The sequence below is a fragment of the Spirillospora sp. NPDC052242 genome (assembly GCF_040679555.1).
Taxonomy (GTDB): Bacteria; Actinomycetota; Actinomycetes; order Streptosporangiales; family Streptosporangiaceae; genus Spirillospora.
Map to the genome: position 1 here is coordinate 24,384 of NZ_JBFAUZ010000043.1, position 11,887 is coordinate 36,270.

Genomic DNA, 11,887 nt, shown 5'->3' on the forward strand with positions numbered 1-11,887 from the left:
TTCAGACCGCCGTGCGCCCGGCGGGCGGCGGGAGGAGGCCGTCGAGCACGCGCTGGAGGTTCTCGGGGAACCAGTCGTCCGGCGGCCCGGAGGGGACGCTCGCCACGATGGCGGCCAGCGCGGGGTGGGCGTCGGGGTCGGTGTCGCGGACCATCCGGCGGGCGAAGCTGTCGTCGGAATCGTCCATGTGGGTGTCGAGGAGTTCCCCGACGGTGTAGTGCCACAGCAGGGCGAACGCGGCGCGGCTGTCGCGCGGGGCGAGGCCGGCGCGACGCAGGGCGGCGAACGTCCTCTCCAGGGCGGGGACGATCGAGGGACCTGCGAGCTTCTCGGTGACGAGCGGGCCGATGGCCCAGGCGTCGCGGCGCAGGGCGTCGTGGATCGCGGTGAGCACGCCGGTGATCTCGGCGCGGGGGTCGTCCGCGGGCGGCGGGAACGCGATGCCGCGGGCGACCTCGTCGAGCATGGCCACCAGCAGGGCCTGCCGGTCGGGGATGTGCCGGTACAGGGTCATCGGGGCGGTGCCGAGTTCCTCGGCCAGGCGCCGCATCGTCACCGCCTGCAGGCCGTCCTCGCGGGCCAGCCGCAGGGCGCGTGCGACGATCCGCTGCTCGTCGACGCGGCGGCGGGGTGAGCGGGTGGCGATGGCGGGTCCTTCGCTGCCGGGGCTGTTCCTCCCTTGCGACCCTACCGATGGCCCGTCGTTCACGAGGCGGAGGACGGCACGCGCCAGTGGCGCGCACGGGTCTGCGCGGCCCACATCGCGGCGTAGCGGCCGCCGGCGGCGAGCAGCTCCGCGTGCGTCCCGCGCTCGGAGATCGCGCCGTCGTCGAGGACGAGGATCTGGTCGGCTCCGGCGACCGTCGTCAGGCGGTGGGCTATGACCAGGACGGTCTTGTCGGCGACGAGCGCGTCGATGGCGTTCTGGACGGCGACCTCGCTCTCGGTGTCGAGGGCGGCGGTGGGTTCGTCCAGCAGGACGATCGGGGCGTCCTTGAGGATCGCGCGGGCGATGGAGATGCGCTGGCGCTCCCCGCCCGACAGCGCCCCGCCGATCTCGCCGACCCCGGTGTCGTAGCCGTCGGGGAGGCGGGCGACGAACTCGTGGACGTTGGCCGCGCGGGCCGCCGCCTCGATCTCCTCGTCGGTGGCGTCCGGGCGGCCCATCGCGATGTTGGCGCGGACGGTGTCGTCGAACAGGTAGACGTCCTGGAAGACGACCGAGACGTGCCGGTAGATCTCGGCGGGGTCGAGTGCGCGCAGGTCGTGGCCGCCGATCCGGACGGCGCCGGAGTCGGGGTCGGCGTACCGGGTGAGCAGCCGGGTGATCGTGGTCTTGCCCGATCCGGACGGCCCGACGAGCGCGGTGAGGCTGCGCTCGGGGGCGGTGAACGACACGCCGCGCAGCACGGAGGCGCCGCCGTACCCGAAGGCGACGTCGTCGAAGGACAGGTCGAAGCGCTCGATCCGGGCGTCGGGGTCGCCGACCGGCAGGGGCTCGGTGTCGAGCACCTCGCCGACGCGCTCGAGCGCCGCGTCGGTGATCTCGAAGACCTGCGTCATGGACGAGGCGGTGGCGAGCGGCTCGGCGAACCGGACCGCGCCCGCGACGACCGCCAGCAGCAGGGCGGGCGTCAGCCGCGCGTCCAGGACCAGGCCCGCGCCCACCGCCACCACGGCGACCAGGCACAGCTGCACCACGCTGGACGCGAGCAGGCCGGGCCAGGTCGTCCGGTTCTGCGTGGCGGTCATCGCCGCGCCCTGCGCGGTCAGCGCGTCGGCCAGCCGCCGGGACCGCCGGCCGGCCTGGCCGGTGGCCTTGAGCACCGGAAGGCCCTGGACGTACTCGACGATCCGGTCGGCCGCCGCGGCATCGGCGGCGTCGACCTCCCGGACGCCGGCGCCCGAGGCCCGTTGCAGCCGCCGGACGAAGAACACCGCGAAGGGGACCGAGACGGCCAGCACCAGCCCGAGGCGCGGGTCCACCGCGACGATGACCACGCCGAGGACGGCCGGAACCGTGATCAGCTGCGTGAACAGCAGCCCGAGCGTGGAGATGCCCATGGTGGCGTTGGCGACGTTGCCGCCCACGACGGTGGTGAGGTCGCCCGCGGCGCGGCGTTCCAGTTCCCGCTGGGGCATGGTGCGCAGCCTGTCCCCGAGCCGGAGGCGCGCCTCGGCGAGCACGTCGGCCCACTTGGAGTACTGGAAGCGCAGCTCGTGGAGGCGCAGCACGGTCTCGAGGACGTAGCAGGCGGTGAACACGCCGAACCAGGTCCACGCGGCTCCCGCGTCGACGTCCGGGCAGGTCAGCTCGTACAGCAGCGGGATCAGCGTCGCGTACGCCGCCGCCTGCACGAGCGAGGCGGCAAGCGACGACTGCAGGCACCGCACGTACTCCCGCCGGTGGCCGCCGGCGGCGAGCAGCATCAGGCGCAGGATCCTTCTCATCGCGTCACCGCCGCGTCCTCCGAGTCGTTCGTCGAGCCCAGGCCCCAGGTCCGGGCGCGCTGGTGGTGCTCCCACAGGCGGGCGTACCGGCCGTCCGCGGCGAGCAGGTCCTCGTGGGCACCGCGTTCGGCGACGCGGCCGGAGTCCAGGACGACGATCTGGTCGGCGTCCACCACGGTCGACAGCCGGTGCGCGATCACCACCACCGTGCGCCCGCGGGTGAGTTCGGCGACGGCGTCCTGGATGGCCGCCTCGTTCTCCGGGTCGGCGAACGCCGTCGCCTCGTCCAGGACGACGATCGGCGCCTCGGCGAGCATGGCGCGGGCGATCGTGATCCGCTGCCGCTGCCCGCCCGACAGCCGGGCGCCGCGCTCCCCGACCGCCGTCTCGTAGCCGTCCGGCAGTTCGGAGACGATGAAGTCGTGGGCCTGCGCGGCCCGTGCGGCCGCCTCGACCTCGGCGTCGTCCGCCTCGGGACGGGCGAGCCGGATGTTTGCGGCGACGGTGTCGGCGACCAGGAACGGGTCCTGGAAGACGATCGACACGTGGCGCAGCAGGACGTCCGAGGGGATCCGCCGGACGTCGACCCCGCCGACCAGGACCTCGCCCTCGTCGACGTCCCAGAATCGGGGGATCAGCCGCGCGACGGTCGACTTCCCCGAGCCGGACGGGCCGACCAGCGCGCACACCGTCCCGGCCGGGATGTCGAGGTCGACGCCGTCCAGCGCCGGCCGCGCGTCCGGCACGTAGGCGAACCGGACGCCGCGGAACCGGACGGAGCCGTCCGCCGGGCGTTCCGGACGCGCGGGCTCGGGCAGCGGCGGCATCGCCAGGACGCCGGCGATCCGCGCGGCCCCGGCCTTGGACTCGTTGAGGTGGTTGGTCAGCCACATCAGCGGGACGACCGCCTCGATCGGCAGCGTGCCGACGAGCAGGGCCGCCACCAGCGTCGCCGGCGACATCGAGCCGGCGGCGGTCAGCCACACGCCCACGGCCAGGATGATCACCAGCGCCGGGAGCGGGGCCATCAGCGCCCGCGAGTAGATCATCGCGCCCCGGCTCTCGTCCTGCCAGGCGGCGGTGGCCCGGGTGAAGTCGTGCACCCGGGCGGCGAAGCGGCGGAACGACGACGTTCCGTCGTCGAAGGTCCGCACCACGGGCATGCCCTGCACGAACTCCACCACGGCCGCGTTGATCGCCTCGTTGGCGTCGTCGAAGGCCCGGCGCGTCTCGGCGTAGTCGCGCATCGCCAGCCGCATCCCGACCATCACGATCGGGACGAGGGCGAGCACGGCGAGCAGCAGCCGCCAGTCCAGCAGGCCCAGCACGACCAGCGCGGCGACCGGCTGCGCCACGGTGAAGCCGATCAGCGGCACCGAGTCGGCGACGGCGGCGTGCAGCGCGCGCACGTCGTCGTGCATCACCTTCTTCGCCCGTCCCGAACCGAGCCGCTGCGCCTCGCCGAGCGGAATCCGCGCCAGTTGCTCGGCCAGCCGGGCGCGCAGCTCGACTTCCAGGGCGAACGACGCCAGGTGGGAGACGCGGAACGACCACGCTCGGAGCCCGAACCGTCCCAGCAGCCCCGCCAGCGCGCCGCCGAGCAGCCAGAACACCGTGCGTCCGTCCGGCTCCGGCCGCAACAGCTCCTGCAACGCCAGCGCGATCAACGCGAATCCGGCCACCCCGACGACGGCCGCCGCCCCCGCCAGCGCGATCGCGGCCGTCAACCGGCCCCGGACCGGCTCCGCCACGATCCGCAGCGCCCGTCCCGGATCGGGCCCGGTGTCCTGCTCCGGTGCGGACGCAACAGCGGGATCGGCGCCCCGGTCGGGGGCCTTGGTCGAGACCGTCGCCGGCATCACCGGACTCCTTCCAGCCGTGCCGTTGGGCACGTCGCGTACGCCCGAACCGACGACGGCGGAGTGCGCGGCACGCACGTCCGCCGAGCCGGATCCGGGATTGGCAACGATTATCGTTGCGTGGAACTTAGGTGAGCCTAATGCTATGCGTACGGCGTTAACAAGTGGGTGCGGGATGAACCGCGAATCCGGGCGGACGGCGGCGGGCGCGCACACTGTTCGGGCGTCGGCTCCCAGCGCACGGCGCCCTCACGGGTGCGGGCGGCCTCACCGCAGGTGAGACCGCCCGCACCCGTCGAGCCGGCGGTCGAAGGGGCCGCCGCTCAAGGCGTCACACGGTTCCGACTGCGACGAGGGAGGAGGCGTCGAGCGCGCCGATGTTCTCGGCGTCCAGGGTCTCGAGGAAGCGGTCGCGCACCCGGCCGACGGCCTGCTCGTCGAGGTCGAGCACCGTCGCGCGGAAGCCGCTGCCGAGCACCAGGTCCCAGGCGTTGTCGCGGGTGAGCGGCACCCGCCGGTCGATCCGGTGCACGCTCACGTCCCGCAGGCCGAGGCCCTCGGCCCACTCCCCCAGCGTCTCCTCGGTGTTGATCCGGAGACTGGCGCCACGCGCGGGCGGCTCCTCCCGTTCGTCCTGTCCGGCCGCCCCGCCCGGACGCCCGGCGCCCAGGCTGCGGAACAGGGCCGCGCCGAACTCCTCCAGCGCGCCCTCGGCCCAGGTGGCGACGGAGAACCGGCCGCCCGGACGCAGCAGGCCGGCCAGCCGCCGGGCCGAGGCGTCCATGTCCGGCAGGAAGAAGATGCCGTAGCCGCACAGGACCAGGTCGTACGGTCGCGGCGCGGACCACTCGACGACGTCGGCGACCTGGAACCGCACCTGCTCCAGCCGCTCGGCCGCGGCGCGCCGCCGCCCCAGCTCGACCAGGCCCTCCGCCAGGTCCACGGCGTCCACCCGGCCGGCGGCGCCGACCGCGCGGCCCGCCGCGATCGCCGAGGCGCCCGCCCCGCAGCAGGCGTCCAGCACCCGCTCGCCCGGGGCCGGACGGACACGCTCCACGTAGGCCTCGCCGAGCGGGTCCCACAGCAGCGACGCGGCCGCGCCGTGATCCCGGGCGGCGGCGTCGAAGACCTCGCCCGTCTGCGGAATTCGGGACGATCGCATCCGTTCTCCTTCTCGCGTTGCGGTCACCGTGCACGTGCGGCGGGCGCGTCCGGATCGAGTTCCACGATCCGATCGCAGAACGCCGCGGTGCCCGGACGGTGCGTGATGACGAGGGTCGCCCGGCGGCTCGGCCGGGCGAGCAGCTCGCCGAACGCGGCCTCGGCGTCGGGGTCGAGCGAGGCCGTCGGCTCGTCGAGGACCAGGACGCGGGGGTCGGTGAGGAGCGCGCGGGCGATGCTCACCCGGGCCCGCTGCCCGCCCGAGATTCCCGCGCCGCCGTCGCCGACCACGGTGGCCAGGCCGTCCGGCAGCCCGGCGGCGGGTCCCAGCAGGCCCGCGTCGGCGGCGGCGCGGCGTACCGCGTCGTCGGACGCGTCCGGCGCGGCGAGGCGGATGTTGTCGGCGAGCGTGCCGCTGACGAGCCGCGCGTCCTGCGGCACCGCGCCGACGAGCGCGCGGAGGCGGGCGTCGGGCAGGTCGCGCAGGTCGATCCCGCCGACCCGCACCGATCCGGCGTCGGGGTCCCACAGGCGCAGCGCCAGGCGGGCCGACGTGCTCTTGCCCGAACCCGACGGGCCCATGAGCGCGACGGTCTCGCCCGGCGCGACGTGCATGTCGAAGCCGTCGAGCACGGGCGGCTCCCCCGGCGCGTAGCGGAACGTGACGTCCGCGAAGCGCAGCCCTTCGGACGGGTCGAGGCCGGCCCGGCTCGGGACGTCCGGTTCCGGGGCGGTCAGCGGACGGTCGAGCACGGCGAGGATCCGCCGGGCCGCCTCCCGCAGCGCTCCGGCGTTGCGGAGCAGGTCGGTGAGCTGCGCGGCCGGGCCGAGCGCGGCGACCGCGACGGTGAACGCGAGCGGGACGGCCGACGCGGGCAGCGCGCCGACGCCCGCGGCGGCGACGCCGAGGGCGCCGATCGCCGTGGCGGACAGCGTCAGGTCGCCGAGCGCCCGCTCGGCGCCGACGCGCGACGCCGCGGCCCGCTCGGCGCCGCGGACGGCGCGCGCGACGTCCGCCAGGTGCGCGCGGCGGCGGTCCACGGCGTCGGCGGCGGCGAGTTCCCGCAGCCCCTGCACGGTTTCGACGAGGTCGGCGCGCAGGGCCGCGCGATGGTCGGACAGCCGCCGCGCCTGGCGGGCGGAGATCCCCGACATCGTCCACGGGATCGCCACCGCCGCCGCGAGGAGCGGCACCCAGACCAGCAGCAGCGCCGGGTTCACCAGCAGCGAGACGGCGGTGGTCACGGTGAGGACGGCGCCCGCCGTGAGCGTCTGGGCGATGGTGTGCGCGTAGAGCCATTCGAGGGACTCGGCGTCGGCCATCGCGACGGCGCCGAGGTCGCCGCTGCGGCGGGCGTCGGCGCGGTCGGGGACGCTGCGGCGCAGCGCGTCGAACACCCGGCCCCGCAGCATGCCGATGAGCGAGTACGCCAGGTCGTGGGAGCAGTGCGCCTCCAGCCACGTGCACACCGCCGCCGTCAGGGCCAGCCCGGTCAGGCCGGCGGCCCAGAGCGCCGGTTCCCCCAGCGGCCCCTCCCCCGCCGCGGCGGACACCGTGCCCGTCAGGTGGGCCAGGAGCAGGGCGAGCCCGAGCACCGCGAGCTGCGCGCCGAGGCTCGCCAGCACGGTGCCCAGGAACGCGCCGCGCCGCTCGGCGATGATCGGCAGCAGCCGCATCACCGCGGTCACGGCACCGGCTCCCGGTCGAGGGGCCCGGCGGCCGCGCCGGCGTCGATCCGGACGACCGCGTCCGCCTCGTCCACGACGGACGCGCGGTGCGCGATCACGATGCGGGTCGCGCCGGCGGCGTGGGCGCGGATCCCGCGGAGCACGCGGCGCTCGGTGCCGGCGTCGAGCGCCGACGTCGCCTCGTCCAGGACGAGCACGGCCGGTTCGGCGAGCAGGGCCCGGGCGATCGCGATCCGCTGCCGCTGCCCGCCGGAAAGGTTCGCGCCGTGCTCGTCGAGGACGGTGTCGTAGCCGCCGGGCAGCCGGGTGATGAACGCGTCGGCGTCGGCCGCGCGGGCCGCCGCGCGGACCTGCCCGTCCGAGGCGTCCGGTCGCGCGAGGGCGATGTTCGCGCGGACGGTGCCGGAGAACAGGAACGGGTCCTGCGCGACGAGCTGGACGCTCGCCGCGAGCGCGGCGGGCGTCAGCGCGGCGAGCGGCCGCCCGCCGATACGGACGTCGCCGTCGTCGGGGTCGTGCCGCCGTTCCAGCAGCCCGGCGATGGTGCTCTTGCCCGACCCGGACGGCCCGACGATCGCCGTGGTCGCGCCGCCCCGCGCGCGGAACGACAGCCCGTCCAGGGCCGGGCGGCGCGGGCCGCCGGACATCGCCGGGTAACCGAAGCGCACCCCGCGGAACTCGATCTCCGGGCCGGGCCCGGCCGGGACGGGATCGGTTCCCGGGACGACCGCGGGGCGGGCCGTGCGGAGCTCCTCGAGCCCGTCGACCGCGGCGAGACCCTGGTACCCGGCGTGCCAGGCGCCGCTGAGCTCGGCGACCGGGCGGAAGCACTCCCGGGCGAGCAGGAGGACGAGCAGGGCGCGCTCGGCCGGCAGGTCACCGGCGGAGACGGCCGCGAGCGCGGTGAGCACCGCGCCGGCGATGCCCGCGTGCGCGGCGAAGGTGCTCACCCCGGACTCGGCGAGCGAGAACCGCAGCTGCGCCATCGTCTCGGCGGTGAGCGCCCGCGACCGTTCGCGCAGGTGCGCCGCGGTGCGGCCGCCGGCGCCGGTGATCCGCAGCAGCGGGATCGCCTGGGTCAGCTCGAGGTAGTCGGCGGCGAGCCGCTCGAACCGGCCCCAGCGGCGGCGTCCCGAGTCCAGCAGGCGGGCGTCCCACAGGCGCGGCAGGACGAGCGCGGCGGCGACCGCGACGGCCAGCACGGCCGCCGACGGCGCGTGCACCGCGGCCACGGCGGCGACGAGCGCGGGCGGGGCGACGGCGGCGACCGCGAGCTGCGGCAGGTACCGGGAGACGTAGGCCTCGACGCCCTCGACCCCGTCGACGACGGTCGCGATCACCCGGCCGGTGCGCGCCCGTCCCGTCCAGGCCGGGCCGAGCCGGGTGACGCGCGCGACGAGGTCGTCGCGGAGCCGCGCCTTGGCGGCGCCGCCGACCTCGGCGGCCAGCACCTCGCGCCACCAGACGGCGGCGGCGCGCGCCGCCGCGATGCCCGCGACGCCGAGGAGGCCGCGCAGGGCCGCCTCGGCGTCGCCGCGGATCAGCGCGGCGAGGATCAGCGCGACCGCGAACGCCTGGGCCGCGAAGAGCACGGTCACGGCCAGCGACAGGCCGGCGAGCCCCGCGATCCCGCCGGCCGACCGCGCGGCCATCCGCAGGAGCGTGCGGTGGATCACTCGGAGAGGGCCTCGGGGTAGAGGGCGGTGGCGATCCGCCGCACGGCCTTGACGTTGCCGAGCGTCCCGGGCAGCAGGTCGGGCGAGGGGACGGCGATGAGCCGGCCGTCGCGGACCGCGGGCACGTCGGGGAAGGTGCGGGCGAGGTACGCGCGGGTCGTGCGCTCGTGCTCCTCGTCGGCGACGCCGAACACGATCGCCTCCGGCTCGCGGGCGGCGACCTCCTCGGGCGAGATCTGCGCGACGAAGAAGTCCGCGAACGCCTCGTCGTCCGGGCCGAACACGTTCTTCCCGCCGGCCCGGCGGATGATGTCGTACTCCACGCCCGCGCCGATCGCCGAGAGCGCGTCGCCCTCGACGTAGAGCTGCGCGACGGTGCGCGGCCGCACGGCGGCGACCGCGTCCGCGACGGTCTTCAGGTCGGCCCGTCCCGACGTGATCATCTTGCCGGCGGCGTCCTGGACGCCGAAGATCTCGCCGAGGTTCTTCAGGTCGGTGAAGACGTCCTCGACGGACCCGGTCATGCGCCGGTCCGCGCATCCGCCCGTCGCGACGTACACGCTCGCGCCCGCGCCGGTGAGCTGCTCGATGGTCGCGAAGCCCTGTTCGGCGGTGAACTCGTAGGTGGTCGGGGAGAAGACGAAGTCGGGGCGCGCCTCGAGGAGCTTCTCCCTGTTCGGCGGCTCGGCCTCGCCGAGCACGGGGACGTCGGCGGCGAGCGGGGCGACGTCGTCGGGCAGCGGCTGGTTCGCGGTCTGCGCCTGGCCGGCGAGGCGCTCGCGGAGGCCGAGGCGCAGCAGCATCTCCGTCTGCGAGGGGTGCAGGCCGACGACCTTGGAGGGGGCGCCGTCGACGGTCACCTGGCGGCCGCAGTTCTCGATCGTCAGCGCGTCCGCGGCGGTGGCGCCGTCCGAGGCGGTGACGCCGGTGCCGCATCCGGAGAGGAGGACGGCTCCGGCGAGGACGGCGGTGAGGGCGGGGAATCGGCGTCGCATGGTGTTCGCTCCGTGTGTGGTGCCGGATCGTTCTCGGTTCGGTGGGCGGCCCGGTCGAAGGCCAGGACGGGCGCGCCGGTGTCCGGGCGGGTCAGGGTGATCGCGTCGACCGCGAAGACCTCGCGGACGACTGCGGCGGTGAGGACGTCGCGGGGCGGTCCCGCCGCGGCGAGGCCGCCGCGGTGGAGCACGGCGACCGTGTCGCAGTGCGCGGCGGCCAGGTTCAGGTCGTGCAGCACGGCGACCGTCGTGCGGCCGAGGTCGGCGACCAGATGCATCAGTTCGAGCTGGTGCTCGATGTCGAGGTGGTTGGTCGGCTCGTCGAGGACGAGCACCTCGCCGTCCTGCGCGATCGCGCGGGCGAGCGAGACCCGCTGCCGGAACCCGCCGGACAGCGCCGCCAGCGGCCGGCCGGCGACCTCGGCGGCGCCGACGCGCTCCAGCGCGCCGTGCGCGGCGCGCAGGTCTTCGGCGCGGTCCGCGCCGAAGCCCCGGCCGTGCGGCGTCCGGCCGAGGAGGACCGCCTCCAGCGCGGTCATGTCCGCGTCGGCCGCCGTGTCCTGGAGCACGACGGCGACCTTGCGGGCGCGCTCCCGCGGCCGCAGTCTCCGCACCGGCACCCCGTCGATGCGGACCTCGCCCGCATGCGGCCGGACGGCCCCGTACAGGGTGCGCAGCAGCGTGGACTTGCCGCTGCCGTTCGCGCCGAGCAGACCGACGACGCTTCCGCGCGGCACCGTGAAGGAGACGTCACGGACGACCTCGGTGCCGCCGAGCCGCACGCCGACGCCGTCGAACTCCACGGTCATCGGTCGAGGCCCGCCTGTGCGGCACCGTCGCGGCGCATCAGCCAGAGGAAGAACGGCGCGCCGACGAGGGCGGTGACGATCCCGATCGGGACCTCCGTCGGCGCCGCGACGGTGCGGGCGAGGAGATCGGCGAGCAGAAGGAAGGCCGCCCCGCCCAGCACCGCGATCGGCAGCAGCCGGCGATGATCCCCGCCGACGAGGATGCGCGCGACGTGCGGGACGACCAGGCCGACGAACCCGATCCCGCCCGCCACGGACACCACCGCGCCGGTCAGCAGCGACGCGGTGACGAGCAGGACGAGCCGGAGGCGCACGACCCGGACGCCGAGCGCGGTGGCCGATTCCTCGCCCGACATCAGGGCGTTCATCCCGCGCGCGTTGACGGCGACCACGACCGCCGCGACGGCCAGGGCCGCCGCGGGCGCGGCCAGGCTCCCCATGGTCGCCGCGGACACGCTCCCGAGCAGGAAGAACAGGACGCTGTAGACGTTCTGGGCGTCGGTCGTGATCGTCAGGTAGCTGGTGACGGCGCTGAACAGGGACCCGAGCGCCACCCCGGTGAGGATCATCCGGGTGGGCGCGAGCGTTCCGCGCTTCTGCGCGAGCACCGCGACGAGGACGCTCGCGGCCACGGCCGCCGTGAAGGCGGCGGTGTGCACGGTGAGCCCCGCCACGGCCGCCGAGCCGAGCACGATCACCAGGACCGCGCCCATCCCGGCCGCCGAGGAGACGCCGAGGATGTACGGCTCGGCGAGCGGGTTGCGCACGACCGCCTGCATGATCGCGCCCGCCAGCGCGAGCCCGGCGCCGGCCGTGGCGGCCAGGAGCGCCCGCGGCAGCCGGAACCGCCAGACGGCCTGGTCCTGGAGCGGGTCCAGGCTTCCGTCGTGCATCCAGGGCATCCCGGGGACCAGGTGGCCGATGATCAGGCGGGCCGCGTCGCCGGGCGGGACGTCGACGGTGCCGACGCTCGCCGAGACGACCAGCAGCGCGAGCACCGCGACGGCGAGCAGCGCGCTGCCGATCGGAACGTGCATGCGCCGCCCCGTCCGGACGGACGCCGCCCCGGCGGAACGGGCAGAGGAGGAGGTCACACGCGGATGTTAGCGATAACGACAACCGTTGTCATTTCGCCTCCCGCACTGCCCGGCAACTTCGACGACCCCGCGGCCGTCGTCGCGCGCATGGGACGGGCGGTCGCCGCTTCGTGCCGCGGCCGGGTGCCGCCGTGCGGTGGTCGCGCCATC

At 75.8% G+C, this 11,887-nt stretch carries 9 protein-coding genes; all 9 read right to left on the reverse strand.

The annotated features are described in order from the left end of the window. Position 1: 1 nt before the first annotated feature. Positions 2-709, reverse strand: coding sequence for a TetR/AcrR family transcriptional regulator (locus tag AB0L25_RS29975; RefSeq protein ID WP_500176078.1), 708 nt, complete (start codon positions 707-709; stop codon positions 2-4). After that, positions 706-2,451 carry an ABC transporter ATP-binding protein gene (locus tag AB0L25_RS29980; RefSeq protein WP_500176079.1) on the reverse strand — a complete coding sequence of 582 codons (1,746 nt, stop codon included), beginning with the start codon at positions 2,449-2,451 and terminating at the stop codon, positions 706-708. Before AB0L25_RS29980 ends, AB0L25_RS29975 begins: the two co-directional genes overlap by 4 nt. Continuing rightward, a complete protein-coding gene (locus tag AB0L25_RS29985; RefSeq protein WP_500176080.1) occupies positions 2,448-4,310 on the reverse strand; it encodes an ABC transporter ATP-binding protein in 1,863 nt (620 codons plus the stop codon). The genes AB0L25_RS29980 and AB0L25_RS29985 overlap by 4 nt, the downstream gene beginning before the upstream one ends. 331 nt (positions 4,311-4,641) lie before the next feature. Continuing rightward, a complete protein-coding gene (locus AB0L25_RS29990) occupies positions 4,642-5,472 on the reverse strand; it encodes a class I SAM-dependent methyltransferase (RefSeq protein WP_500176081.1) in 831 nt (276 codons plus the stop codon). A gap of 23 nt (positions 5,473-5,495) precedes the next feature. After that, positions 5,496-7,160, reverse strand: coding sequence for an ABC transporter ATP-binding protein (locus tag AB0L25_RS29995; protein ID WP_500176082.1), 1,665 nt, complete (start codon positions 7,158-7,160; stop codon positions 5,496-5,498). Then, positions 7,157-8,812, reverse strand: coding sequence for an ABC transporter ATP-binding protein/permease (locus AB0L25_RS30000; protein ID WP_500176083.1), 1,656 nt, complete (start codon positions 8,810-8,812; stop codon positions 7,157-7,159). Before AB0L25_RS30000 ends, AB0L25_RS29995 begins: the two co-directional genes overlap by 4 nt. Before the next feature lie 20 nt (positions 8,813-8,832). Next, entirely contained in the window at positions 8,833-9,831 is a 999-nt protein-coding gene (locus AB0L25_RS30005) for an ABC transporter substrate-binding protein (RefSeq protein WP_500176084.1), read from the reverse strand. After that, positions 9,720-10,640 carry an ABC transporter ATP-binding protein gene (locus tag AB0L25_RS30010; RefSeq protein ID WP_500176085.1) on the reverse strand — a complete coding sequence of 307 codons (921 nt, stop codon included), beginning with the start codon at positions 10,638-10,640 and terminating at the stop codon, positions 9,720-9,722. The genes AB0L25_RS30005 and AB0L25_RS30010 overlap by 112 nt, the downstream gene beginning before the upstream one ends. Next, the gene (locus tag AB0L25_RS30015) at positions 10,637-11,677 is read right to left on the reverse strand and encodes a FecCD family ABC transporter permease (RefSeq protein WP_500176086.1); all 1,041 of its coding nucleotides are present in this window, start codon (positions 11,675-11,677) and stop codon (positions 10,637-10,639) included. The genes AB0L25_RS30010 and AB0L25_RS30015 overlap by 4 nt, the downstream gene beginning before the upstream one ends. Positions 11,678-11,887: the final 210 nt, after the last annotated feature.